This is a genomic window from Allobosea sp. NPDC055332 (assembly GCF_053645455.1).
This window is the reverse complement of sequence record NZ_JBSHMO010000001.1, coordinates 172,315-197,349: the sequence shown is the minus strand read 5'-3', so window position 1 is coordinate 197,349 and position 25,035 is coordinate 172,315. Positions and strand designations below refer to the sequence as shown.

General features: G+C 66.5%; 26 protein-coding genes. 12 read left to right on the top strand and 14 right to left on the bottom strand.

Going from position 1 to position 25,035, the window contains the following annotated elements; all coding sequences use genetic code 11:
* Positions 1–116: 116 nt before the first annotated feature.
* The 4 genes from ACWIGM_RS01060 to ACWIGM_RS01045 form a co-directional block, all read right to left on the bottom strand.
* A complete protein-coding gene (locus ACWIGM_RS01060; protein ID WP_454024071.1) occupies positions 117–866 on the bottom strand; it encodes a proteasome-type protease in 750 nt (249 codons plus the stop codon).
* A gap of 79 nt (positions 867–945) precedes the next feature.
* On the bottom strand, positions 946–1,773 hold the full coding sequence (locus tag ACWIGM_RS01055; RefSeq protein WP_454024070.1) for a transglutaminase family protein: 828 nt from the start codon (positions 1,771–1,773) through the stop codon (positions 946–948).
* Between the two features lie 39 nt (positions 1,774–1,812).
* A complete protein-coding gene (locus tag ACWIGM_RS01050) occupies positions 1,813–2,754 on the bottom strand; it encodes an alpha-E domain-containing protein (protein WP_454024069.1) in 942 nt (313 codons plus the stop codon).
* Positions 2,755–2,839: 85 nt separating this feature from the next.
* Positions 2,840–4,255 carry a circularly permuted type 2 ATP-grasp protein gene (locus tag ACWIGM_RS01045; protein ID WP_454024068.1) on the bottom strand — a complete coding sequence of 472 codons (1,416 nt, stop codon included), beginning with the start codon at positions 4,253–4,255 and terminating at the stop codon, positions 2,840–2,842.
* 238 nt (positions 4,256–4,493) lie between these two features.
* On the opposite strand from ACWIGM_RS01045, the gene ACWIGM_RS01040 reads away from it, so the two are divergent.
* Positions 4,494–5,111: an NAD(P)H-dependent oxidoreductase gene (locus tag ACWIGM_RS01040; protein ID WP_454025430.1), complete on the top strand. Its 618-nt coding sequence runs from the start codon at positions 4,494–4,496 to the stop codon at positions 5,109–5,111.
* A 9-nt stretch (positions 5,112–5,120) separates the two neighbouring features.
* Here ACWIGM_RS01040 and ACWIGM_RS01035 read toward each other — a convergent pair whose 3' ends face one another.
* Positions 5,121–5,738 carry a TetR/AcrR family transcriptional regulator gene (locus ACWIGM_RS01035; RefSeq protein ID WP_454024067.1) on the bottom strand — a complete coding sequence of 206 codons (618 nt, stop codon included), beginning with the start codon at positions 5,736–5,738 and terminating at the stop codon, positions 5,121–5,123.
* Between the two features lie 123 nt (positions 5,739–5,861).
* On the opposite strand from ACWIGM_RS01035, the gene ACWIGM_RS01030 reads away from it, so the two are divergent.
* The gene (locus ACWIGM_RS01030; protein ID WP_454024066.1) at positions 5,862–6,878 is read left to right on the top strand and encodes an NAD(P)-dependent oxidoreductase; all 1,017 of its coding nucleotides are present in this window, start codon (positions 5,862–5,864) and stop codon (positions 6,876–6,878) included.
* A complete protein-coding gene (locus tag ACWIGM_RS01025) occupies positions 6,871–7,878 on the top strand; it encodes an NAD(P)-dependent oxidoreductase (protein WP_454024065.1) in 1,008 nt (335 codons plus the stop codon). The genes ACWIGM_RS01030 and ACWIGM_RS01025 overlap by 8 nt, the downstream gene beginning before the upstream one ends.
* 128 nt (positions 7,879–8,006) lie before the next feature.
* Here the strand turns inward: ACWIGM_RS01025 and ACWIGM_RS01020 are convergent, their stop codons facing one another.
* On the bottom strand, positions 8,007–8,978 hold the full coding sequence (locus ACWIGM_RS01020; RefSeq protein ID WP_454024064.1) for a tripartite tricarboxylate transporter substrate binding protein: 972 nt from the start codon (positions 8,976–8,978) through the stop codon (positions 8,007–8,009).
* Positions 8,975–9,838, bottom strand: a complete 864-nt coding sequence (locus tag ACWIGM_RS01015; protein WP_454024063.1) for a PhzF family phenazine biosynthesis protein — start codon at positions 9,836–9,838, stop codon at positions 8,975–8,977. Before ACWIGM_RS01015 ends, ACWIGM_RS01020 begins: the two co-directional genes overlap by 4 nt.
* A 200-nt stretch (positions 9,839–10,038) precedes the next feature.
* On the opposite strand from ACWIGM_RS01015, the gene ACWIGM_RS01010 reads away from it, so the two are divergent.
* Positions 10,039–10,812 carry a helix-turn-helix domain-containing protein gene (locus tag ACWIGM_RS01010; protein WP_454024062.1) on the top strand — a complete coding sequence of 258 codons (774 nt, stop codon included), beginning with the start codon at positions 10,039–10,041 and terminating at the stop codon, positions 10,810–10,812.
* A gap of 34 nt (positions 10,813–10,846) precedes the next feature.
* On the opposite strand, the gene ACWIGM_RS01005 is transcribed toward ACWIGM_RS01010, so the two are convergent.
* Positions 10,847–11,305 carry a DUF3237 domain-containing protein gene (locus tag ACWIGM_RS01005; protein WP_454024061.1) on the bottom strand — a complete coding sequence of 153 codons (459 nt, stop codon included), beginning with the start codon at positions 11,303–11,305 and terminating at the stop codon, positions 10,847–10,849.
* Positions 11,306–11,396: 91 nt separating this feature from the next.
* On the opposite strand from ACWIGM_RS01005, the gene ACWIGM_RS01000 reads away from it, so the two are divergent.
* Positions 11,397–12,266 carry a LysR family transcriptional regulator gene (locus ACWIGM_RS01000; RefSeq protein WP_454024060.1) on the top strand — a complete coding sequence of 290 codons (870 nt, stop codon included), beginning with the start codon at positions 11,397–11,399 and terminating at the stop codon, positions 12,264–12,266.
* A 26-nt stretch (positions 12,267–12,292) separates the two neighbouring features.
* Here the strand turns inward: ACWIGM_RS01000 and radC are convergent, their stop codons facing one another.
* From radC to ACWIGM_RS00975, 5 genes are all read right to left on the bottom strand, one after another.
* On the bottom strand, positions 12,293–13,021 hold the full coding sequence (gene radC, locus ACWIGM_RS00995) for a RadC family protein (protein WP_454024059.1): 729 nt from the start codon (positions 13,019–13,021) through the stop codon (positions 12,293–12,295).
* Complete coding sequence (gene map / locus ACWIGM_RS00990; RefSeq protein ID WP_454024058.1) at positions 13,018–13,839, bottom strand: type I methionyl aminopeptidase; 822 nt, start codon at positions 13,837–13,839, stop codon at positions 13,018–13,020. Before map ends, radC begins: the two co-directional genes overlap by 4 nt.
* An 81-nt stretch (positions 13,840–13,920) precedes the next feature.
* Positions 13,921–14,127, bottom strand: a complete 207-nt coding sequence (locus ACWIGM_RS00985; protein ID WP_454024057.1) for a hypothetical protein — start codon at positions 14,125–14,127, stop codon at positions 13,921–13,923.
* The gene (locus ACWIGM_RS00980; RefSeq protein ID WP_454024056.1) at positions 14,124–14,681 is read right to left on the bottom strand and encodes an RNA polymerase sigma factor; all 558 of its coding nucleotides are present in this window, start codon (positions 14,679–14,681) and stop codon (positions 14,124–14,126) included. Before ACWIGM_RS00980 ends, ACWIGM_RS00985 begins: the two co-directional genes overlap by 4 nt.
* Positions 14,678–14,896 (bottom strand): YgaP family membrane protein, encoded by a 219-nt coding sequence (locus ACWIGM_RS00975; protein ID WP_454024055.1) that lies wholly within the window; start codon positions 14,894–14,896, stop codon positions 14,678–14,680. Before ACWIGM_RS00975 ends, ACWIGM_RS00980 begins: the two co-directional genes overlap by 4 nt.
* Positions 14,897–15,239: 343 nt before the next feature.
* On the opposite strand from ACWIGM_RS00975, the gene ACWIGM_RS00970 reads away from it, so the two are divergent.
* The 7 genes from ACWIGM_RS00970 to gpt all read left to right on the top strand — a co-directional run bounded on the left by ACWIGM_RS00970 (position 15,240) and on the right by gpt (position 23,948).
* Entirely contained in the window at positions 15,240–17,342 is a 2,103-nt protein-coding gene (locus ACWIGM_RS00970; RefSeq protein ID WP_454024054.1) for a TonB-dependent siderophore receptor, read from the top strand.
* Positions 17,336–18,580: an MFS transporter gene (locus ACWIGM_RS00965; protein WP_454025429.1), complete on the top strand. Its 1,245-nt coding sequence runs from the start codon at positions 17,336–17,338 to the stop codon at positions 18,578–18,580. Before ACWIGM_RS00970 ends, ACWIGM_RS00965 begins: the two co-directional genes overlap by 7 nt.
* On the top strand, positions 18,577–19,323 hold the full coding sequence (fhuF, locus tag ACWIGM_RS00960; RefSeq protein ID WP_454024053.1) for a siderophore-iron reductase FhuF: 747 nt from the start codon (positions 18,577–18,579) through the stop codon (positions 19,321–19,323). Before ACWIGM_RS00965 ends, fhuF begins: the two co-directional genes overlap by 4 nt.
* 71 nt (positions 19,324–19,394) lie before the next feature.
* Positions 19,395–20,246: an FkbM family methyltransferase gene (locus ACWIGM_RS00955; RefSeq protein ID WP_454024052.1), complete on the top strand. Its 852-nt coding sequence runs from the start codon at positions 19,395–19,397 to the stop codon at positions 20,244–20,246.
* A 125-nt stretch (positions 20,247–20,371) separates the two neighbouring features.
* Positions 20,372–21,136, top strand: a complete 765-nt coding sequence (locus ACWIGM_RS00950) for a competence/damage-inducible protein A (protein ID WP_454024051.1) — start codon at positions 20,372–20,374, stop codon at positions 21,134–21,136.
* Between the two features lie 368 nt (positions 21,137–21,504).
* Entirely contained in the window at positions 21,505–23,331 is a 1,827-nt protein-coding gene (locus ACWIGM_RS00945) for a methyl-accepting chemotaxis protein (RefSeq protein ID WP_454024050.1), read from the top strand.
* Positions 23,332–23,438: 107 nt separating this feature from the next.
* Positions 23,439–23,948, top strand: a complete 510-nt coding sequence (gene gpt / locus ACWIGM_RS00940) for a xanthine phosphoribosyltransferase (protein WP_454024049.1) — start codon at positions 23,439–23,441, stop codon at positions 23,946–23,948.
* A gap of 9 nt (positions 23,949–23,957) precedes the next feature.
* Here gpt and ACWIGM_RS00935 read toward each other — a convergent pair whose 3' ends face one another.
* Complete coding sequence (locus tag ACWIGM_RS00935) at positions 23,958–24,866, bottom strand: DMT family transporter (RefSeq protein WP_454024048.1); 909 nt, start codon at positions 24,864–24,866, stop codon at positions 23,958–23,960.
* Between the last annotated feature and the right edge of the window lie 169 nt (positions 24,867–25,035).

The window sequence follows — 25,035 nt, the reverse complement described above, 5'->3', positions numbered from 1 at the left end:
CTGTGGACGGCGCGCTGGCTACGGACTTTGACAGGGGAATCTTGCCATCCGGTTTAGAGAACCGTCTAGAAATCGGCGAAGTTGCAGATCCTTCGGCTAAACTCGTCTGGCTGGTGCTAGTCGCCGGTCGGCTCGTAGGGCGGGCGGGGGATCGCCATATGGGCAGCGCGGAGCGCTGCCGACCAGCGCTCGCGCAGATCGTGGAAATAGGGCTCACCCGCCTCGATCCGGCGGTTGAGTTCGGGGGCCGCGGCATCGCGCCTGAGCACGATCAGGTCGATTGGCAGGCCGACGCCGAGATTGGAACGCATGGTCGAATCCATCGAGATCAGCCCGACCTTGAGGGCGTCGTAGAGATGCGTCTTGAAGGTGACGGCGCGGTCGAGGATCGGCTTGCCGTATTTGTGCTCGCCGATCTGCAGGAACGGTGCGTCCATGCCGCATTCGATGAAGTTGCCAGCGGAGTAGACCATGAAGAGCCGCATCGGCTGGCCCTGGATCTGGCCGCCGAACAGGAACGACATGTCGAACTTGACCCCGGCATCGCGCAAGGCTTCGCCATCGCTCTCGCGCACGATGCGGACGGCGCGGCCGACGAGCTGGGCGGCGCGGAACATCGACGGCGCGTTCTGGAGCGACTCTGGCTCACCCGTCTCAGGATTGGGGATGCCCTCATGCAGCAGGCTGACCACCGACTGGGTGACGGAGAGGTTGCCGGCGGTGGCGAGCGCCATCGTCCGCTCGCCCGGCCAGGAGAAGACGTGCAGCTTGCGGAAGGTCGAGATGTCGTCGAGCCCGGCATTGGTGCGGGTGTCGGCGATCATCACGAGCCCGTCCTGGACGAGGATGCCGGCGCAATAGGTCAAGATCGATCTCCGCAATACGCTGCCATGGCGCGCGAGGCTGGTATCAGGCCGGCATGACAGCGACAATGCGCGGAGGCTGTTACTGCCCCTGGAAGCGCGGCGTCGCCGCCTGGGCGCTGACCTCGACCAGGAGGCTTTCGCCCTGGCCGCCGGCGCGGGCGCCGCGAACCGGGGCAGCGTCGGCATAGTCCAGTCCGGTGGCGACGCGGACATGGGTGTCGATCGGGCAGAGTCCGTTGGCGGCGTCGAAGCCGATCCAGCCATAGTCGGGCAGCCAGGCTTCGGCCCAGGCATGGGCGCCGTCGGCATGGGGCAGGGCATCGGAGGCCGCGACATAGCCGGAGATATAGCGCGCCGGCGCGCCGAGCAGGCGGGCACAGGTCATGAAGACATGGGCGACGTCCTGCGGGATGCCTTCGCCGGCCTCGGCACAGGCGGCCGCACCGATGCCGAGATGGTCGGCGGTCGGCACGCAGCGGATCTCGGCCTTGATCGTCTCCATGAGCGCATGCAGCTTGGTCAGGTCGCTGCCGTTCCGGCCCGCGGCCTTGCCGGCGAGCGCCCGCAGCCCCTCGCTGGATTGGGTCAGACGGGTGTCGCGCATGAACACATCCGGCGGAACCTTCTCGACCACGCCGCGAACTGCGCCGGCGAGGTCAACGGTTTCGACCAGGCCGTTGATCTCGATCACATAATTCTCGATCGGGCCGTCGGCGGAGAAGTCGTGGGTGAGGTTGCCGAACGGGTCCTGCCCGGCATGGAGCCGGCCGTCGATGCTGGGCGCGATGCGCCACGACATGACGTGCTGGCCGTCATGGTCGCGCGGCGTCAGCCGTAGCACCTGCCGGAGCTGGCGCACCGGCTCGGCGTAGGTATAGGCGATGCTGTGGGAGATCCGGATCCGCATGCGGTGAGGAATCCAAATTCGAGCGCGGAAGGGAAGCTCTTATTGCAGGTATTGCTCGACGATGACGTTTCCGAGGCGGTTGTTCTCGGTGATGAAATCCTCGATGAACTCATGCAGCCCGCGCTGGAGCACGGCTTCGATCGGCGTGTTGGCGAGATGGGTCAATGTCTTGCGCGCCTGGCGCTGCGCCGGCCCGTGCCGGTTATAGGCGTCGCCGATCTGGTCGAGGAAGCGCGAGATGTTCTCGTAGCAGCTCGCCAGCGAGCGCGGCATGCGCCGGTTGAGGATCAGGAGATCGGCGATCAGCACCGGCTTCACCGCCTGGCGGTAGACCCAGTGATAGGCGGTCAGCGCCGAGACCTCGCGCAGCATCGTGGTCCATTGGAAATAGTCGAGCGAGCCGCCGACCTGCTCGGTCTCGGGCAGCAGCACATGGTACTTCACGTCGAGAATGCGGGCGGTGTTGTCGGCTCGCTCGACATTCACGCCGAGCCGCGAGAACCAGTAGCCGTCGTCGCGCAGCATGGTCCGGTAGGCCGAGCCGTCGAAGGCGAGCGAGACGTTCTTCACCCAGTCGAGGAAGCGGGCGAACTCTTCGCGGTCCATGCGCTTGCGCTCGAAGCGCTGCAGTTCGAGCCAGGCGCCGTTGAGCGCGTCCCACATCTCCGAGGTCAGCGCTGTGCGGACCGCGCGGGCGTTGGAGCGTGCGAGGGCGAAGCAGTTGCGGATCGAGGTGGGGTTGTCCGGGTTGAAGCTGAGGAAATCGCAGACATTGCGCTCGTTCGCCTCGCCATAGGCCTTGGCGAAGGTGTCCTCGCAGCCGGCGGTGGCGACGGCGCTCTGCCATTCGGTGCCGGCGCCGCCATAGGCTGAAGGCAGATTGGTCAGGCGGGTGGTGGCGTCGAGGATGCGGGCGAGATACTCGGCCCGCTCCACATAGCGCGAGACCCAGTAGAGGCTGTCGGCGGTACGGGAAAGCATGATCAGGTCCGGTCTTCTGGCGTGAAGCAGTTCGCGCGGGCGCTCGGGTTGCGCAAGGGGCTGGATCGAAGGCGCTCCCGCTTGCTCATGCATCGAGAACCCAGGTGTCCTTGGTGCCGCCGCCCTGGCTGGAATTGACCACGAGCGAGCCTTCCTTGAGCGCGACGCGGGTCAACCCGCCCGGCACGCAGGAGATGCCGTTGGCGCCGGAGAGGACATAGGGCCTGAGGTCGACATGGCGTGGCGCTACGCCGGAGGCGACGAAGGTCGGGCAGGTCGAGAGCGCCAAAGTCGGCTGAGCGATGAAGCCTTCCGGCTGGTTCTTCAGCTTCTTGCGGAAGGTTTCGATCTGCTGCTTGCTGGCATGCGGGCCGACCAGCATGCCGTAACCGCCTGAGCCGTTGACCTCCTTGACGACGAGCTTGTCGAGATTGTCGAGCACATAGGCGTTGGCCTCGGGCTCGCGGCAGCGATAGGTCGGCACGTTCTTGAGGATCGGCTCCTCGCCGGTGAAGAACTTCACGATTTCCGGCATGTAGCTGTAGACCGCCTTGTCGTCGGCGACGCCGGTGCCGACCGCGTTGGCCAGCGTGACGTTGCCGGCCTTGTAGGCGCCGATGATGCCGGGCACGCCGAGGACGGAATCGCTGCGGAACACCAGCGGGTCGATGAAATCGTCGTCGATGCGGCGGTAGATCACGTCGACGCGCTTCGGCCCCTGCGTCGTGCGCATGTAGACGACGTCGTCCTTGACCAGGAGGTCCGAACCCTCGACCAACTCGACGCCGAGCTTGTCGGCCAGGAAGGAGTGCTCGTAGAAGGCCGAATTGTACTGGCCGGGCGTCAGCAGGCAGATCGTCGGATCGGACGAGGCGGTGCGCGGCGCGACCGAGCGCAAGGTCGCGAGCAGTTGGTCGGGATAGTTGTCGACCGGTGCGACGCGATGGGTGGCGAAGAGTTCCGGGAAGAGCCGCAGCATCACCTCGCGGTTCTCCATCATGTAGGAGACGCCGGACGGGGTACGGGCATTGTCCTCGAGCACATAGAAAGTGTCGGCGTCGACCCGGACGATGTCGATGCCGGCGATATGGCAGTAGATGCCGTGCGGCACCTGGAAATCGACCATCTCGAGCTGGTAGCAGGCGTTGCGATAGACCAGCTCCGGCGGGATGATCCCGGCCTTCAGGCACTCCTTCTTCCCGTAGACATCGGCCAGGAACATGTTGAGCGCGGTGACGCGCTGGCGCAGGCCCTTCTCCAGCTTGGTCCATTCCGGCTTGGTCAGGACGCGCGGGATGATGTCGAAGGGGATCAGGCGCTCGGTCGATTCCTCGTCGCCATAAACGGCGAAGGTGATGCCGATGCGGCGGAAGAACAGCTCGGCCTGTGACCGGCGCAGCGCCAGCATCTCGGGCGGCGCCTCCTTCAGCCAACGATCGAGTTCGCCATAGGCAGCCCGCAGGCCGCCTTCGCCCCCGGTCATCTCATCGAATGCGACCATGCAGCCGTCTTCCCCTGTTTCGGGTAGCCTATGCGCATTCGCTCGCCTTCGGAAAGAGGTCTGTTGCCAAGCACTTTGGCTAGGCTTGCCTCATTCTTGGGCAGGTGACGGCGCGGGGCCGCCTGGCCCGAAGCGCAACCGGCCCAATCGAACGGGGCGGCAGATCGCGGGCGCGGTCCGGGTTCCGGAGATCGGCTATGATCTTGCGGACTCCGGTGCGGTGTAGTCGTTGTCGGTCATGCGCATTCTGTCTCTGGTCGCTCACCCTCGCGAGTCGAGTTTCTGCCATGCGATTTCGGGCCGTGTTCGGACCGTGCTGTCGGATGCCGGACACGTCGTCATCCATCACGATCTTTACGCCGAGGGGTTCGATCCCTGTCTGAAGGCGGATGAAGCCTACACTGTCGGCGATACGCTCGAGGCGGCTCTCGCGCGCGGTCAAGACCCGGTTGTTCGACAACATCGTTTCGATATCGCGGATGCCGATGGCCTGTTCGTCGTCCATCCGAATTGGTGGGGTAAGCCACCCGCGATTTTATCGGGCTGGATGGATCGCGTCCTGGTCCCAGGCGTGGCCTATCGCCTGAGCACTGCGGCCGGTTTGCCTGAGGGGCTGCTGGCGATCAGGACTGCGCTCATCCTGAACACCTCCGACACTCCAGCGCAGCGTGAGGAGAAGGAGCTGGGGGATCCGCTCGAAGCGATCTGGGGGCGCTGTGTATTGCCGTATTGCGGCGTGGAGACCTATGCACGGCATGTTTTCCGGCCTGTCGTCGGCAGCTCCGACGATGAGCGGGCAGGTTGGCTTGCCGAAGCCGAAACCATCGGCCGGACGCTGTTCGCCCCGGATCGATAGCGGTCGCGCTCAGCCTGGGAAGGCGGGCGGGGCGCCGATCGCAGCCGTGATCAAGACCGCGAGGCTGGCGATAGCCCACGCCTCGTCGACATGGCCGCGCAGCAATTCGAGCGAGATCGCTTCGCCTGCTCCGAGGATGCCGATGCAGCGCAACTGCAACTCGTCTGCTGGCAGATGGCTCGCATGCGGCGCGAAGGCATCGCGCCAGATCCCGACATAGCGGGCTACGAGCTCACGCTGCACCGTCTCCATCGCCTCGCTGCCCTTCAATGCGGCCGAGAGCGCGTACCACTCGGTGCCGACCTCGCGGGCGCAGCTCATATAGGCCGCGGCGATCGTCGCGGCGATGGCGTCGAGCCGGCCCGCCGTCGTCTTCAGCGTGTCGACGAGCAAAGCGGTCTGCCGGTCGTCGATGCGCCGGAAGAGCTCGACCATCAGCGCTTCTCGGGTGCCGAAATGATCATAGGCGACCGGCTTGGTGACGCCGGCGCGCTCGGCGACCCGCGCCAGCGTCAGCGCCTCGGTCCCTTCCTCGCGCACCATCGCCTGGGCGCAATCGAGCAACTGCTCGCGGCGTTCCTGCTTCGGCAGCTTGCGGGTCGAGGCGACGGCGAAGGTCGGTGGCATGGCGATTCAAGAATCCCGGCGAAGGCCCGCTTGACAAGGGGCAAAATGCATTCCTACTTAAGGTAAGTTACTTTTAGTAGGAATGCCAGCCCTCCGGTGCCGGCCCGTCAAGGAGACCTTTCCATGTCCATCATACAGCATCCCGTCCTCGTCATCGGCGGCTCTGGTGTCGTCGGCGCGCAGGCCGTCGCGACGATCCGGCGCCTGCATCCGAACCTGCCCGTCACGATCGCCGGCCGCGACCTCGCCAGGGCGCAGGCCGTCGCCGGCAAGCTCGGCGTCGAGGCGCTGGCCGCCGACCTCTCCAAGTCCGATCTCGGCTTGCCCGAGACAGCGCGCTTCAGCGCGGTCATCGTCTTCGTCAAGGACGACTGGAGCCACGCGCTCGCCTATGCGCAGCGTCACGGCATCCCGCATCTCAGCGTTTCCAGCGGCGCCTTCGAAATCGGCATCGAAGCCGCCCGCTTCATCCACGCGCCGCAGGCGGCGCCGGTCGTGCTCGCCAGCCAGTGGCTCGCCGGGGCGGCGCTGTTCCCGACGCTCGACTACGCCAAGGCATTCCGCAGCATCGATTCGATCCATGTCGGCGTGCTGCTCGATCAGGAGGACATGGGCGGGCAGGCCGCCTCGGCCGACTATGACCGCATCACCCAGGCCGGCTCGGCGACGCTGACGCTGAAGGATGGCCGCTTCGCCTGGATCGCCGGTGAGGAGGCCAAGGCGCGCTATCGCAGCGTCGACGGTGTCGATCTGCCGGCGACGGCCTATGGCCCCCTCGACGTGCTCGGCCTCGCCACCACGACCGACGCGAAGAACATCCGCTTCGACCTCGCCTTCGATGTCTCGGCCAGCCGTCGCCGCGGCGAGCCGTTCTCGACCGAGAGCGTGATCACGATCGAGGGCGTGCTGCGCTCGGGCGAGCGCGCCATCCGGACCTACGAGGTGGTGCACCCGCAGGGGCAGGCGCCGCTGACCGCACTCGGCGTCGCGCTTGCGACCGAGCGGGCGCTCGGCCTTTGCGGCGGCGAGGCGCTGAAGCCGGGGCTCTACTTCCCCGAAAGCGTGATCGAGCCTGCCTATTACGTCACGCGGATGAAGGAATTCGGCGCGGTCTTCACGGAGGGCAACGCCAATGGCTGATCCCGTTCTGGGTTCCGTCCTGATCCTGGGCGGCTATGGCAGCGTCGGCTCGCGCACGGCCCGCGCCCTGCGCCAGCTTCATCCCGAACTGCCGCTGGTGATCGCCGGCCGCGACGCCGCCAAGGCGGAAACGCTGGCGACAGAGCTCTGTCATGCCACGAGCGCTCCGCTCGATCTTGAGCGCGACGATCTTGGCCTGCCGGCCGATCTCAAGCCGGCGATGGTGCTGATGGCGGTGCGTGACCTCTCGCTGCGCACGCAGACATGGGCGGCGGCGCAGGGCGCGGCCTATATCGCGCTGTCGGATGGCGTCTTCGAGGTCGGTCCGGCAATCGCCGGCTTCATCCGTCAGCCCAAGGCTGCGCCAGTCGTGCTGCTCGGCCACAGCATGGGTTCGGTGCCGGCGCTGGCTGCCCTGCATGCCGCCGGCGATTTCGAGCGGGTCGATGCGATCGAGGTCGGCCTCGTATTTGACCCGGCTGATCCGCTCGGCCTCGCCTCGCAGAAGGACATGGACCGGATCGGCGCCATCGGTCCGGCGCCGCTGGTCAAGTCCGACGGCCTGTGGCGCTGGATCTCGGCGCCGCAGACGCAGCGCGGCTATACCGGCGTCGATGGGCGCACGCATCAGGGCACGACCGTCGGCCTGGTCGACGTCTTCAGTCTGTCGGCGAGCGAGGCCGGAAGCGTGCGCGTCGACTTCGCTGAGGGGCAGACGGCGAGCAGCTTGCGCGGCGAACGACCTTCGCACGAGGTGATCATCGAGATTGCCGGATTACGCAAGGACGGCCGCGCGGGCCGCTTCCGCTGGGAACTGGTCGATCCGGACGGTTATGCCGCGCTCAGCGCCAAGGGCATCGCCGTGGTGATCGAGGGCCTGTTCGGATTGGCTGGCAAGCCGCGTCCGACGAGCGGATTGCATCTGCCGGAGACGCTGGTCGACACCGGCCATCTGATGCGGCGGCTCGCCGAGTTCGGCATCGTGTTACGCGAAGTCTGAGCCCCTTCCGTCATGGTCGGGCTCATCCCGACCATCCACGTCTTCCCTCGGGCAAGCGGTGTTCGAGACGTGGATGCTCGCCACAAGGGCGAGCATGACGGCGATTGCTGTTGGGCCGTAACGAAAGCTCACTGGTTCGGCGCAATCCCGGCGCTGCGCAGGAGCGGCTGCCATTTCGCCATCTCGGCGGCGATGAAAGCGTCCGTCGCCTCAGGCGTCGAGTTCCTGGCGACCGAGATGCCGATCTCCTCGAAGCGCCGGATCAGGGCCGGGTCGGCCAGAGCGGCGTTCGTGATCCTGTTCATCGCGGCGAGGATTTCGGGCGACGTGCCGCTTGGGGCGAGAACGGCGTTCCAGGTGTAGGCCTCGTAGCCGGGCAGCGTCTCTGCCACGGTCGGCAAGTCCGGCAAGGCCGGCAGCCTTTCCTTCGTGGTCACCGCCAGCGCGCGCAGGGAGCCGCCCTTGACCTGCGTGAGCGCCGTCGCGGCACTGTCGATCACGAGGTCGAGCTGGCCGCCGATCAGATCGGTGACGGCCGGGCCGCTGCCGCGATAGGGAACGTGGACGAGCTTGACCTGCGCCATGCTTGCGAGCAGTTCGGCAGCAAGATGCTGGGCCGAGCCGATGCCGGCCGAGCCATAGGTCAGGCCGCCCGGCTTCGCCCGCGCCGCCGCCAGCAGATTGGCCAGCGAGTTTCCGGGGAAGGTCTTGTTGATCAGCACGATCTGCGGGACGGTTCCCATCAGCGCGACGCCGCGAAAGTCCTTGACCGGATCGAAGGTCAGATTGGCGTAGAGCACGGTGTTCACGGCATGCGCGACCGTCGCGATCAGGAAGCTGTGCCCGTCCTTCGTGGCAGCGGCTCGCGTCGTGCCGACGACCGTGCCGGCGCCGGTGATATTCTCGACGATGACCTGTTGCGACAGGCGCTGGGACAGCGTCTCGGCGAGGATACGCGCTGCGACATCGGTCGGGCCGCCGGCCGCATAGGGCACGATGAAGCGGATCGGCCGTGCTGGCCAGGGCGTGGCGTTCTGCTGTGCGAAGCTCTTGCCAGCAGCGAGGGCGGCAACGCCGGCGAGGAACAGGCGGCGGTTCATAGTGGCGTCTCCCCGATGAGTTCAGCCCGGCCGGACAGCCAGCAGCGATCGCCCTCGCGCTCCACCGTGATCTGCGATGGCCGTCCCATGGCCTCGCCTTGCCGGACGATGACGCGATGCTTTGATGTCAGGCCGAGATCCCATGTGCTCCAGGCGAGCGCCGCGGCGGCGATGCCGGTCGCTGCGTCTTCCGGGTAGCCGGAGGAGCGCGGGAACTGCCGGGCCGAGAAGACGCCCGCATCCGCATCGGCGGGTGCGAACGGATAAAGCCCGGTCGAGCCGATCGAATCGCAGAGGGCTTCGATCCGGGCGAAGTCGGGCCGAAGGCCGTTCAATATCTCGATCGAACGCAGCGGGACGAGTGTCTTGACGCGGCTGGTCGCGGCGTTGAGCAGCGGGAGGTCCGGCAGGTCGGACGGGCGCAGGCCGAGCACGTCGAGCACGGCGCCGGCGTCGTCGAGCGCAGCGCTTTTCCCTCGGGGCTGGCTCACGCTCGCCTGCCCGCCATCGACACGGGCCTGAACCGGCCCTGACAGCGTCGCGATCGAGACGGTGCGCCCCGGCAATTCGCCGAGATGGCCGAGCAGCCAGACCGCGCCGAGCGTGGCGTGGCCGCACATCTCCATCTCATGGTTCGGCACGAAGAAGCGGAACTGATAGTTGCAGCCGTCACATCCGGGCAGGACGAAGGCGCTCTCATGGCCATGACGGGCGGCGACCTGGCGCATCGCCTCGCCATCGAGCTGACGGGCATCGACGACGATGGGCGCGGGGTTGCCGCCGCCGGGTCCGTTGCCGAACACGTTGACCGTGAAGACCTGTTCGGCATAGCGCCGGGCGGAGTTGCGTGCAGTTGTCATGGCCGGAGCTTGCCGGCTCGCGCTCGGCCGCGCGCAACCCGACGGGCCATATGATGCAACCCGGCGGGCCACGGGCCGCGATAGTCCAGCATGTTTCTGCGGCTGTGCTAGATTGATGCGGCATGCTTCGATCCTTCGAGCACATCCGGCATTCGGCGCCGCCGCCGCGTCTCCTCGATGCGAGCGAGCAGCGCGCTGTCGTGACCGGCGGCGGCCCGCAGTATCGGACGCATTGGCATTGGCACGACTGCGCGATGATCCTGGTCCCTGCGCGCGGCACCATCGCCTTCAGGGACGAAACGCGCCGGTCGGTGACATGGCTCAGTGAGGATCGGTTCGTCGTCGTCCCGACAATGCAGGCGCACGAGTCGCAGGCGCTACGCCAGTCGAGCAATCATGTGGCGCTCTATCTGACCGAAGCAGCGCTCGCACAGCTCGCGCCGTCGCGTCCGCTCGAGCGCCGGATCAGCAAGCCGTCGCTGTTTGCCGCGACGCCGTTGATGCGGACGCTGCTGCGCCTGTGCTGCAGCGACGATGCCGACGCAGCACCGAAGGCTGCGCAAGACCATCTGGCGGCTGCCCTGATCATCGCGACACTGTCCCGAATCGAGCAGGGTGAGGCGCTCTCGGCCGCGAGCAGCGATGACCATGGCAACGCACTCGTCGCCGAGATGCGTGCGACTTTGAGCGAGCGCCTGAACGAAGACTTGCCGCTGGATGAGCTCGCCGATGCATTCGGCCTGTCGCGGCGGCAGGCGACGCGGCTGTTCCGGCAGTTCACCGGCATGTCGATCGGCGACTATCGAAATGGGCAGCGCATCGAGACTGCCCGTCGCCTGCTGACCGACACGACACTTCCGGTCGGCGAGATCGCCTGGCGCACCGGCTTCGACTCGGGTTCGGCGCTGGCCCGCGCGATGCGGCGGGCGCTGGGCCTGTCACCCGGTGCGGTTCGCGGCGCATATCGAGCCTGATCCGAGGCTCCGCCCGCACTGCGTGGCCCCGCAATCAGAGAATCTCGAAAACCTCGTATTCGACGCCGCCTGTGCGACGGGTGCCCTTGGCGACAGCGACGATGCCGTTGAGCCAGGCATGTTCCGGCGCGGAGGTCTCGAAGGAGGGCGTCGTGCGAAGATAATATTCGGAGGCATCGACCGCCTCTCCGCGAGCGAGACGCGCGTCAACGGCCGGTGAGGCTCGCCTGACGCCGCGATAGGTCATCAGGATCAGGCTGCCATCGTCGGTGACGAGGAGGAGCCTGACGTCCTGTTGAAAGGTGCCGTCGGTGCGGGCGAGAAGGAGATCGGAGCCGATCAGCGGTGAGACCGTGCCCTTCAGGCGTTCTCCTTCGAAACTGCCGCCTGAAACAGCAAAAATGCGTCGGCCGCCGGCTGGCGTCTGCCCCAGATCCAGCGTTGGATGCAGTGACAGCAAAAGTGTGAACAATGGGCGCGATTGCAGGGACAAGGTTCGTCTCCTCTCGATCGCGCGACCGTAGGCAGGCCTGACTTCTCCTCAAAACGCGCTTTGCTAATCGTCATCACAAGAGAAACTCACCATGAGACCGTCGCTGGAATCTCTGCGCGTCCTGGAAGCATGTGTCTCGGCCGGTAGTTTTGCGCGCGCTGCCGAACGTCTGTTCCTGACGCCGGCGGCAGTCAGCCTGCGCATTCGCACGCTGGAGGCCGAGCTCGATCAGGCACTCTTCGTGCGCGCCGGTCGCCGGGTGGTTCCGACGGCTGCCGCCTCGCGTCTCGCCGCCCGAGTCCGCGACGCATTGGGCGAGATCGCGGGGGCGGTCGACGAGTTTCGCGCCGCCATTCCACCGCTCCGACTCACGGCGCCGCCGACATTCGCATCGCGCTGGCTCGCGCCGCGGCTGGTGCGCTATCCAGTCCCTGGCGCAGGCCTTGTCGAGCTCGACGTTTCATCCGAGACGCGCGACCCGCACGCATTCGACGTTGCCATCAGGACAGGCCGTGGCGGGTGGGCCGGGCTTGAAGAATTCCGGCTCGCCCCCGTCGAGGTGACGCCGATGCTGGCTCCTGCGCTGCTCGGTGGGCGAACACTGTCGTCGCCCGAAGAGCTGGCCGATTTCGAGCTCCTGCCGCATCCGGATTGGGAGCGCTGGTTTGCCGAAGCCCGATGCGGAGCGCCGAAGCGTCTACGATTTGTCGCCGTCGACTATCCGACGCACGAACTGGACGCGAATGCGGCGGTGGCGGGTGCGGGTGTGGCGCTGTTGTCGCCTTCGTTGTTTCGGCCGCTTCTGGCCGAAGGCCGGCTGATCGCGCCGTTCTCATGCGTCCTGAGCGGGCCGGCATGGCACTTTGCACTGGTGCGCGCCGACGATTCTCGCCCAGCGCCGCGACATCTCTGCGCATGGCTGTGCGAACAGGCGCGCGAAGGCACAGCGCAACCAGGCTAGCGCTGCCGTGCATGCCGGCCCAGCGTTCAGATCAGCCCCAGGCCCTTGAAGCTGGCATGGCCGTCGCGGCCGACGATGATGTGGTCGTGGATGGCGATGCCGAGCGGCTTGGCGATATCGACCAGCTCGCGGGTCATGCGCATGTCGGCGCCGGACGGGGTCGGGTCGCCGGAGGGGTGGTTGTGCACCAGGATCAGCGCGGTCGCCGAGAGTTCAAGCGCCCGGCGCATCACCTCGCGCGGATAGACCGGGGTGTGGTCGACCGTGCCGGTCTGCTGCACCTCGTCGGCGATCAGCGCATTCTTCTTGTCGAGGAAGAGGATGCGGAACTGCTCGCGCTCGGCGAAGGCCATCGCGAGGCGGCAATAATCGATCACCGAGGACCAGGAGGAGAGCACCGGCTTCTTGGCGACCTGGCCCTTCATCGTGCGCTTCAGCGCCGCCTCGACGATCTTGAGATCGAGCGCGACGCTCTCGCCGATGCCTTTGACCTCGGTCAGGCGCGAGACCGGCGCGCCGATCACCTCGGCAAAGGAACCGAAATGCTGGATCAGCTGCTTGGCGAGCGGCTTGACGTCGCGCTGCGGGATCGAGCGAAAAAGCAGCAGTTCCAGCAGTTCGTAGTCGGGCAGGGCGGCATCGCCCGCGTCGAGGAAGCGCTGGCGCAGGCGGTCGCGATGGCCGAGATGATGCGGCGGGGCGTCGTCCGGGGCGGCGGCAAGCGAGGCTGACTTGCCGTTGCCGCTGGTCTTCATGTGCGGGCGAGCGGATTGTCGAGGCCGGCGGGCGAAAGCGTGAAGATCTCGCAGCCCGTGTCGGTCACGCCGATCGTGTGCTCGAACTGGGCCGAGAGCGACCGGTCGCGCGTCACCGCCGTCCAACCGTCGGAGAGCACCTTCACGCTTGCCTTGCCGAGATTGATCATCGGCTCGATGGTGAAGAGCATGCCGGGCTTGAGCTCGACGCCTTCGCCGGGGCTGCCATAGTGCAGGATGTTCGGCGCGTCGTGGAAGACCTGGCCGAGGCCGTGGCCGCAGAAATCGCGCACCACCGAGCAGCGCTCGCCCTCGGCATAGCGCTGGATCGCAAAGCCGATATCGCCGGTGGTCGCGCCGGGGCGCACGGCGCGGATGCCGCGCAGCAGGCTCTCATAGGTGATCTCGACCAGCCGCTCGGCCTTGCGCGGGATGTCGCCGACCGAAAACATCCGGCTGGAATCGCCGTGCCAGCCATCGACGATCAGGGTGTAGTCGATGTTGACGATGTCGCCCTCGCGCATCGGCTTGTCGTCGGGAATGCCGTGACAGACGACATGGTTGATCGAGGTGCAGATCGACTTGGTGTAGCCGCGATAGAACAGCGTCGCCGGATAGGCGCCGTTGTCCATGGCGAACTGGAAGGCGAGATCGTCGAGGCGCTGTGTGGTCACGCCGGGTTTGACCTCGCCGGCGAGCATGTCGAGGCCGCGCGCCGTGAGCTGCCCGGCCTTGCGCATCGCCGCGAAGGCTTCTGGCCCATGCAGCTTGATGGCGGGGTCGCGCCGCCCGCGCGAGATCGAGTCGTTCAGGGTCATTCCGTAAGGCCGCTCCTTGACCTCCTTATCTATTGGGTTTGGCGGGGCGCGCAAGCATCGGGGCACCGGCGCGTTGTCGCTTTACCCTCGTCTTCTTGAGATGACCGTCTCTAACAGGCCGATCGTCCAGCAGAGTGGGCAGCCCTTCAGCGCCCACAGCGCGACCGGCAGAAACAGCAAAGAGAACAGGCCGAGCCATTTGTAGCTCCAGGCTGCGAGCAGCAGCGCGAGTACTCCGAGCAATCCACGCAGCAGATGGATTGTGATTGAGGCGTTGCCGAAGCTCATGCCGGCACCGCCTTTCGGTCAAGGCCGGCCGGTTCGGTCAGCGCGGCGCGTACCATTGCCCGTGCCCGGTGCAGGCGGCTGCGCGCCGCCTCCGGCGAGATGCCCAGCGTGCTCGCGGCCTCGTCGGCGGAGAGACCCTGGATATCCTTCAGCAGGAGCACCTCGCGATAGCTTTGCGGCAGTTCGGCGATGATGCCGGTGATGGCGAGGCGCAATTCGAGGTCGCTTGCTCCACCGTCGCGCAGGGCCGCAGCCGGTGCGTCCTCGATCGGCAGATGCCGGCGCCGCCGTCTGACGAGAGCAAGGCAGGTCCGGCGGATGATCTGGAACAGCCAGCCGGCGAGGGCGGCGGCGCTGCGCAGGCCCCCGAGCCGGCGATACAGGATCCAGAGAGCGTCCTGGACCGCCTCCTCGACATCCTCGGCCTCGCAGTGACGGCGGGCGTAGCGGGTGATGTCGGTGCGGCAGAGCGCCAGCATGGTCTCCAATGCGCGAGGATCGCCGGCGCGGGCGCGCTCGACGAGATCGTGCGGCAGCGCCAGCAGGCCGCTCACTGACCGGCCCCACCATCGCCCGGCAGGCGGCGGCCGACCATGGCGCACATCGGGCAGAAGCCGAAGACCGAGGTCAGCGCGGTGATGACCGCGCCGGCCGCAAAAACGAGGCTGAGCGCGCCGTCGCGGAACAGCCAGGCGCAAAGGCCCAGGCCCAGCGCCGCTCCGAGGCGGATCAGACGTTCCCAGCGGGGCAGGTTCTTTCGGTAGATCATGATGCGCGTCTCCGGGTTGAATACCCGAAAGAGGGGCGCTCCGCCGCGAATGGTTCGCGCAGCTTCAAAAAATCCGGCGCAGGTGCGGAGGGTGAGATGGCATACGAGCGCCAGGCGCCTCGTCCTTCGCATGCTGACGGCTGGTTCTGTTCTTAGCGATGAAATCGCCGAGTGACGAGTGTAGAAAGAATTCAGAATTGGATGGCGGTGTATTATTCTTGAATTTATCTTTGGCATCTTGTACTGTTTCTCAGTTTTGAATAATTAAAAATAAGTTTTCGTTGACCGTTGTCTGGCAATATTGATACCGGACCGGTGATTTTATCTCCGGAACTGCCTTGTCATGACTCTTCGTTCTGCGCTTTTGGCCTCGTCGGCTCTCTTCCTCGCTCCAGCCGCGGCCTTCGCGCAGGCTGAGAGTGCACGGCAGATCCAGCTCGATACGATCGTGGTCGAAGGGCAGGGCAGCGGCGAGAAGGGCGTCTTCAGCGCCAATGGCTATGTCGCGACCTCGGGCCGGAGCGCCAGCAAGACCGACACGCCGCTGCTCGAGACGCCGATGTCGATCTCGACGGTGACGCAGACGCAGCTCGAGCAGCGCAAGCCGCAGAACCTCTTGGAGGCGCTGGCCTATACGCCCGGTGCGCGCATCGGCACCTATGGTTTCGACCCGCGCTACGACGCCTTCACCATCCGCGGCATCGACGTCACCCATAACGCCGTCTTCCGCGACGGCCTGCGCCAGATCGGCAGCCCGAACGGGCTGATGCGGCTCGAACCCTATGGGCTGGAGGCGATCAGCGTGCTGCGTGGCCCGGCCTCGGCGATCTACGGCGCCAGCACCAGCGCCGGCATCGTCGACCTGATCTCGAAGCGGCCGACCGAGACGCCATTCCGCGAGATCGAGGTCCAGGGCGGCTCGTTCGGCCGCAAGCAGTTCAACTTCGACTTTTCCGGCCCGGCCAATCCGGAAGGAACGCTGCTCTACCGGCTGACCGGCGTCATCCGCGACGCCAAGACCGACATCAGCGCGATGAAGGACGATCGCGTCTTCATTGCGCCGGCGCTGACCTGGAAGCCGAACGAGGCGACCAAGCTCACCGTGCTCGGCGAGTACATGGATTCGACCACCGGCGGCACGGCGGCCTATCTCAATCAGTACGGCCCTTATGTCGACCGCCAGGGCAATGTGCTCTCCAAGACGCTTGGCGCGACCAAGCTCTATGTCGGCGATAAGCGCTACAATGACTTCCGCCAGCAGCAGGCCCGCATCGGCTACGAATTCGAGCACAAGTTCGACGAGATTTTCACGCTACGCCAGCGGGCGAGGTACCAGCAGCTCGGCAACAACCAGCAATACGTCTATTTCGGTTCGGGTCTGACGCGCGAGAACACCGCCGGTTTCTCGGTCGACACCTCGCTGGAGGCGAAGGTCCGGACCGGCGCGGTCGATCATACGCTGCTCGCCGGCGTCGATGTCAGCCGTTTACATTACAAGAACAAGGAAGCCTTCGGCGGCGTTCCGCTCGGCTATAATCCCGCCTTCCTGTGGCGGACCGAGCAGACGCTGACCACGACCGGCGTCTATCTGCAGGACCAGATCAAATGGGGCGGCTGGCGTCTCACCGCCGGCGTCCGCAATGACTGGGTCGACAGCAAGTTCGAGGCGGGCGCGGCCGGCGCCGTTCCGACCGAGAGCAAGCGCACCGACGGCAAGTTCACCGGCCGGGCCGCGCTGTCTTACGTCACCGAGTTCGGCCTCGCGCCCTATGTCAGCTACGGCACCTCCTTCGTGCCCAATCCCGGTACAGTGCTGAATGGCGGCGTCGCCCAGCCGACGAGCGGCAAGCAGGCCGAGCTCGGTGTGAAATACGATTTGCCGGGCTACAATGCCTCGCTGCGCGCCGCGGTGTTCAACATCCGCCAGGACAATGGTGTGGTCTACGAGGTCGTCGACGGCCTCAACCGCCAGGTCCAGCTCGACCTGCGCTCCAGCGGCTTCGAGATCGAGGGCGTCGCCTCGCTGGCGAACGGGCTCAGCGTCCAGGCCTCGTATTCCTACAACGACGCCCGCATCAAGAAGCTGACCGAGGAGACCGTCGGCAACCGCCTCTCCAGCATCCCCTACCACATGGCTTCGCTCTGGCTCGACTACACCGTCCAGGACGGGCCAGCGCGCGGGCTCGGGATCGGCGGCGGCGTGCGCTATGTCGGCTCCAGCCTCGGCGACAATCTCGGCCGGCCGGTGATCGACAACAAGGCGCGCACCTTCGTCGACGGCTCGATCCGCTATGATCTCGAAAACCTCAGCCCGCAGCTCAAGGGCATGCGGCTGCAGGTCAACGCCACCAATCTCCTGAACGAGGTCCAGCAGACCTGCACCGCCGGCTATTGCTATTTCGACGAGGGACGCAAGGTCATCGCCAGCCTGCGCTATCGCTGGTGAGGGCGCTCCTGCTGTCGCCCGCGGCGATCGTCCTCGCCATCGGGGGCTTGTATGTCGGCCAGAGCATCATCGGCGGGCTGACCTTCATCGCCCTGCCGAGCGTGCTGCGCGAGCGCGGCCTGCCGCTCGATCAGATCGGCCTGACCTATCTCGCCGTACTGCCCTGGGCGCTGAAGTTTTTGTGGGCGCCGGCGGTCGAGCGCTACCGTCTTCCTAATACCGGGCCGGCGCGCTCGCGGGCGATCGTGCTGGCGACCACGCTCGTCTCGGCTGCCGGGCTCGTCGCGGTCGGCCTGATCGGGCCGGTCGCCTTCGTGCCGCTGATCAGCGTCTTTGTGCTAATCGCCTTCTCGGCCTCGACCGGCGACATCGCCTGCGACGGCCACGCGGTCGAGACGCTGGCGCAGGCCCATCACGGCTGGGGCAACGCCGCCCAGGTCGGCGGGGCCTATCTCGGCTCGGCGCTCGGCTCCGGTCTCTTCCTCGTGCTGGTGGCGCGGCTCGACTGGCAATTCGCCACTTTCGCCATGGCCGGGCTACTCTTCGTGCTGGCGCTGCCCTTCCTGCTCTCGCCAGCCCCGGCCGCGCCGACCAAGCGCATCCACCAGCCTTCGCTCAAGCAGGCGCTGAAGCGGCCGGAGATGCGCTCCGGCCTGCTGCTTGCCGCCGTCTATGTGCCGGCGCAGAAATGGGGCGTCGCCATGCTCGGCGCCTATCTGGTCGATAGCGGGCTCGATCTTGAATCGATCGGGCTGGTCAACGGCATCGGCGGTCTCGCCATCGGCTTCGCCTGCGCACTTGCCGGCGGCGCGCTCGTCCGGTTGCTCGGTGCGCGCAGCGTGCTGGTGCTGGCACTCGTGCTGCAGGCAGCTTCGCTCGGCGGGCTCGCCTTCGCCGCCTGGCGCGGCCTGCCGCAGCCGCTCGTGCTGGCGCTGGCGCTGGCGAGCTCCTCCGGCATCATGGCGCTGGGCTTCGTCGCGCTCTATGCCTGCTTCATGGCGCTGTCCGATCCGCGTCAGGCCGGCGTCGACTTCACCCTGCTGCAATGCATGGACGGGCTGGTCAGCATGGCCGGCGGCATCGGTGCCGGCTGGGTCTCCCAGCATTTCGGCTACGGCGTCTGCTTCGGCCTCGCCGCCGTCGTCGCCCTGATCGCGGCACCTCTGGCGGCGTTGCTCGGCGGCTGGTCCGCGGCCCAGCAGCGGCCGGCGGCGCGGGAGCAGGCGGCGCTCGGATGAGCGAGGCCCTGCCGCTGCCGTCCTTCGCCTCCCGCTTTCCGGAGGCGCTGGCCTGGTACAGAGACAAGCTCGTGCTGCCAGACATAGGGCAGGAGGTCGTCTCGGGACGGGACCTGCTCGACGGCGCCGCCGAGCGGCTGATGGCCCGTTTTGCCGCGCTCTATCCGGACAGCGACCGGCGGGCGCTGGTCTCGATGTGGTCGCAATGGCATTTCGGCGCGCTGATCATCCCGGCGACGGTGGCAATCCTTCTATGCGATCGCGACCTGCCGCTGGAACTCGACCGGATCGCGATCGTGCCGCAGGAAGCGGGGCTGACGAGCGCGATCGTAATCCCGGACGAGGGCGCTCCGCGATGCGATGGCGGCGATCCGTTCGCGCGCCTGTTCGATGACCATGCCGCGCCGCTGGTCGACCTGCTCACCAGGCAGTTCCGGGTCTCGCCGCGGCTGCTCTGGGCCAATGCGGCGGCGATCTTCGAATGGACGCTACAGCAGCTGCCTGCCGATCTCGCCGATCCGCTGGCGCTCGCGCGGGCGCGCTTGCGGCTGGAGCGGCGGCTGGAACCCTCGGGCCAGCGCAATCCGATGCATGAGGCGGTGCGCTATCCGGTCGAGCAGGGCGAGCCGATCCGGCGCCGCAAGCTCTGCTGCCTGCGCTATCTCCTGGCCGGTGTCGCTGATTGCGGCAGCCTCTGCCCGCTGAACGCCGACTGCACGTCGGCGGCGAGCGATGCAGCCTGACATCGCCCTCGCGCTGCCCCGGCTGCGATCCGGCTCTGGCGCCATCGGCACTTGAGGTGTACAGCGCGCCAATGGCATTCAATGAGATCAGACCGGTCGAGGACCAGCCTTTCGGCACCTTCGCGCCGCAGGGGTTCATCGCCCGCATCATCGGCTGGACGCGCTGCGCCTCCGGCTCCTTCCTCGGCCGCAAGGTCGCCTTCGCGCTGCGTCGCCTCGGGCTCAACCGGCTCAAGGGCCAGCCCGTCGACATCGAGGCACTCGGCGCGCAGATGCGGCTCTATCCCGAGGGCAACGTCTGCGAGAAGCGGGTGCTGTTCACGCCGCAATATTTCGATGCGCAGGAGCGCGAGCTTCTGGCCTCGCGGATCCGCGAGGGCTTCAGCTTCATCGATGTCGGCGCGAATATCGGCGCCTATTCGCTCTTCGTCGCGGCTCGTGCCGGCCGGGGCGCCCGCATCCTGGCGGTTGAGCCTCAGCCCGAGATCTTCGCGCGGCTGACCTACAACATCGCCCAGAACCCGTTCGGCACGGTCAAGGCGATCGCCTGCGCGCTCGCCGACAAGCCGGGCGAACTGACGCTGTTCCTCGATCCCGCCAACAAGGGCGAATCGAGCGTGCGCATCCTGCGCTCCAGCAATGCGAACTCGGTCAGGGTGCCGGCGACGACCCTGCTCGCTTTGGTGCAGAGCGAGGGCTATGAGCGGATCGACGCGATCAAGCTCGATGTCGAGGGCGCCGAGGATCTGATCCTCGAACCTTTCCTGCGTGATGCGCCCGAGGCGCTCTGGCCCGGCTTCGTCATCGTCGAGGATTCGCGCGGGCGCTGGCAGGCCGATCTGCCGGCCCTGCTGGAGAGCAAGGGCTACAAGCTCATCGCCCAGACCCGGCTCAATCTCGTCTACGAGCGCACGAACTCGTGATGCGCCCGCCGCATGCGCATGGCGGCCCTGACTGGCGCGCCGCTTGAGCAATTGTACGCAAGCGGCTTAGCTCGCTCGCGTATCGGGGCAAGCATGCGGCTTTTTCCAACAGTAGGGACGTGCCCATGACGGCAGCGCCAGCGCCCGCCTTCCAGCCGGTGATCACCGCCGCGATCCTGGTGATCGGCGACGAGATCCTCTCCGGCCGGACCAAGGACAAGAACATCGGCTACATCGCCGAGTACCTGACCAATATCGGCATCGAGCTGCGTGAGGTCCGGGTCGTGCCCGATTTGACCGACGAGATCGTCTCGGCGCTGAACGCGCTGCGCTCGCGCTATAGCTATGTCTTCACCACGGGCGGCATCGGCCCGACCCATGACGATATCACCGCGGATGCGGTCGCCGCGGCCTTCGGCGTGCCGATCGGCTACGACCAGCGCGCGGTCGACATGCTGCTGGAGCGTTTCCCTGCGGATCAGCTCAACGAGGCCAGGATGCGTATGGCACGCATCCCGGAGGGAGCCGACCTGATCGCCAATTCCGTGTCGAAGGCACCGGGGTTCAAGATCGGCAACGTCCATGTCATGGCCGGCGTGCCGGCGATCATGCAAGCGATGCTCGACGTCGTCGCGCCGACGCTGAAGACCGGCGCCAGGATCCTGTCGGAGACGGTGAGGGCGGGCCTGCGCGAAGGCGATATCGGCACGCCGCTCGCCGAGATCGCGAAAGCCCATCCCGACTGCTCGATCGGCTCCTACCCGTTCTGGTCCGAGACGGGACCGGACACCAACATCGTCATCCGCTCACGCGATCCCGAGAAGCTAATGATGGCGACCGCCGCCGTGCAGGCGATGGTCGAGGCAGAACGCAAGCGATTGAATGCATAAAGAGAGGAATTCTGTATACATGTTTCCGGGAGGCGACCTGATTTGAATTTCTAACGCCGCTCAAAGTTCATCTGCCAGTTTGTTGGAATAATTCTCATGTATGGCCGAGGCCCGTGAGGCAATCAGTTTTTTTATTTTGAATGGAATGCAAAAATATTGGTCGAGTGCTGAGATTGACGTATTCGATTTCCCTTGCGATAGGAATTTTATTCATCTTGAATGAGCCGCAAGTCTTCGTTGCTTATTGGGTGTCGAAATGGCATCGTCAACTTTGATGAAAACTTAATTTAGTAGATCATAAACCATTCTCCATCCATTCTGTTCTTGCGGACCAAGAGTTCGCGTGGGGCTGAATGCGGGGGACGGGCATGCGGCTAAATCCATTTGGGGGCGGCGTTTCGCGCCGCGAGCTGGAAGGCGAGATGATGGCGCTGAACCGCGCCATGGCGGTGATCAGTTTCAAGCTCGATGGCACTATCCTGGATGCCAATGAGAACTTCCTGAAGACCGTCGGCTACACGCTGGAGCAGGTGCGGGGGCGCCATCACAGCATGTTCGTGACGAAGGAGGAGGCCGCGAGCGCCGAGTACAAGGCGTTCTGGGAGCGATTGCGGCAGGGCGAATACGATGCGCGGCAGTTCCTGCGCGTTGCCGCCGACGGCAGCGAGTTCTGGATCGAGGCGAGCTACAACCCGGTCTTCGACAGGGGCGGCAAGCCGGTCAAGGTCATCAAGTTCGCGACGGTCATCACCGATCAGAAGAATCGCGAAGCCGACATGGCCGGGCAGGTCGCGGCGATCCGCAAGGCGATGGCGGTGATCGAGTTCACGCTCGACGGCCATATCCTCGACGCCAACGAGAACTTCCTCGCCGTCACCGGCTATTCGCTCGACGAGATCAAGGGCAAGCACCACGCCATGTTCTGCGATGCCAGTTATCGCAGCTCGGCGGAGTATCGCGCCTTCTGGGAGAAACTCGGCCGGGGCGAATACGATTCCGGCCAGTACCAGCGCTTCGGCAAGGGTGGCCGCGAGGTCTGGATCCAGGCGAGCTACAACCCGATCATGGACGCCAAGGGCCGGCCGACCAAGGTGGTGAAATACGCCACCGACATCACCGAGCAGAAGGCCGCACGGCAGCTCGCCAAGGCCGTGGGCGAGGCGCAGGCGGTGATCGGCCGGGCCAAGGACAAGGACCTGACCACGCGCATCGACATGGCGGGCAAGGAGGGCGAGGTCGCGGTTCTCTGCGGCGGCATCAACGAGTTGATCGAGACCATGGCCGAGGTGATCGGCGCCGTCGGCACGATCTCCGGCAAGGTCGGCGCGGCTGCCGACAAGATGGCGGGCGAGAGCCTCGAACTCGCCGAGCGCGCCGAGGCGCAGGCCTCGAGCCTGCAGCAGACGGCGGCGACGACCGAGGAGCTCGCGGCCTCGATCAAGACCAGTGCCGGCAATTCGCGCCAGGCGGCGGCGCTTGGCGATGAAGCCAAAACAGTTGCTTCGCGCGGCGGGGCGATCGTCACTGACGCGGTCGCGGCGATGGGCCGGATCGAGCAGGCCTCGACCTCGATCGCCGACATCATCTCGATGATCGACGAGATCTCGTTCCAGACCAATCTGCTCGCGCTCAACGCCGCGGTCGAGGCGGCGCGTGCCGGCGATGCCGGCCGCGGTTTCGCGGTCGTCGCCTCCGAGGTACGGGCGCTCGCCGGCCGCTCCAGTGAATCCGCCAACGGCATCAAGTCGCTGATCGCCAATTCGAGCGAGCAGGTCCGCTCCGGCGTTCAGCTGGTCAAGGATGCCGGTCGTACGCTCGAGGAGATCGTCGATGCGGCCAACCGCGTCGCCGGCACCATCGCCGAGATCTCGAGCGCGGCGACGGAACAAGCCAATGGCGTCGAGGAAATGGCCAAGACCGTCGCCCATATGGACGAGATGACGCAGCAGAACTCGCTGATGGCGGATTCCAGCTCGAAGCTGTCGCGTGACCTGCAGGCGGAGACTCAGGCGCTGGCGGCGCTGGTCGGAGCCTTCCGGCTCGGCGGCAGCGACCAGCCCGCGGTACTGGCGTCAAATCTGCGATCGGTGCTGCCGGCGATGAAGGCCGCGGCCGCACCGGCGAAGCTGGTGCCGCTGCCGCGCGCGAGGGTGGCGGCGGGCAGCCGGGGCGATGACGGCTGGGCCGAGTTCTAGGCTGATCGAGAGCCGCGCGCCGGGGATTGTGGCGCTGCGGCTCTTGCCAGCCTTCGCTGAATGCGCTTTGCGGAAAGGCTCATTTCCAGCCTGCCGCAGGACCAGCCATGGCCGAGCCCTCTTCCAACAAGGCTTTCCCCGTTTCCTGGGACCAGTTCCATCGCGACGCGCGTGCGCTCGCCTGGCGCCTGGCCGATGCCGGGCCGTTCGAGGCGATGGTCTGCATCACCCGCGGCGGGCTGGTGCCGGCGGCGATCATCTGCCGCGAGCTCGGCCTGCGCATGATCGAGACGGTCTGCGTCGCGAGCTATCACGACTACAAGAACCAGTCCGAGCTCAAGGTGATGAAGGAGATCGCCCCCTCGATCCGCGCCATCGGCGACGGTAAGGGCAAGGGCGTGCTCGTCGTCGACGACCTGACCGACACCGGCAAGACCGCCCGCGTCGTGCGCGAGATGCTGCCGAATGCGCATTTCGCCACGGTCTATGCCAAGCCGGCTGGCGTGCCGGTGGTCGACACCTTCGTCACCGAGGTCAGCCAGGACACCTGGATCTATTTCCCCTGGGATATGGGGCTCGCCTATGTCGAGCCGATCGCCAAGGACCACAAGGGCTGAGCGCGCGCCCTAGGCGTGGCTCGGCGCCTTCAGCGCCACCAGCATGCCGAGGATGGCAAGCGCCATGCCGGCGATCTCTAGGGCCGAGGCGCGCTCGCCGAGGAAGGCGGCGCCCGACAGGGCCGTCACCACCGGCACCAGCGGCAGGAACAGCGCGGCGCGCGCCGCGCCAAGGATCGCGACGGCTTCCGTGTAGAGGAAGAGCGCGACCGCGCCGACGAGAACGCCCTGATAGAGCGCCTGCAGCGCGACGGCCGAAAGCGGCACCTGCAGCAGGTTGACCGGCTGCACCAGCGCGAGCAGCGGCAGCAGCGGCACCGAGAGCAGGCAGGTTGCCATGGTGACCTCGACCGCATCGGCGCCCCAGCGCCGGGCCAGCAGGCCGAAGACCGACCAGAGCAGGGCGATCAGTACGAAGAGCAGATCGCCGATCCAGGCGCCTTCCCGCGTCGGCGTGTTCGCCATCGCCTCGAAGGAGAAGACCACGACCCCCGCGACGATGACGGCGAGGCCGATCACCCTGAGCGGGCTGATGCGATCGCCGAGGACGAGAACGGCGAGCAGCGCGGTCGCGACCGGGATCAAACCGGGCGAGATCACCGAGGAATGCAGGGCCGGGGCGAAATGCGCGCCGCCGACCAGGATCAGGCTGTAGCTCGGCCCGACGATGGCGGTGAGGATCAGCGCACGCTTCCAGCCGAGCCGGCCGACCGGGAAGGGCTTCAGCCTTTTCAGCGCGAAGGGCAGCAGCACCAGCGAGGCCGCGAGGAAACGCAATATGGTGACGTCGCCGGCCGAGAGCCCGTCGGCTACCGACTGCCGCGAGATCACCGACTGCACGCCCCAGATCACGGCTGAGAGGATGCCGCAGGCAAAGCCGATGGCGAGACGGGGGGAGGCGGGCGCGGCTGCGGACACTGGCTTAAGGCCTTGCGGGAGCGAGGCGGCTTATGCGCGCGGGTGGGGGCGCCGGCAAGAGTGGGTGGGGCGGGGCGGTCGACGCCATGCGCATGGGCGTGGTCCGGGCCGGCTGCCTCAGACCTCGTCCTGCTGCTTAGGCGCCTGGGTGATCCGCCCTCTGCTGGCG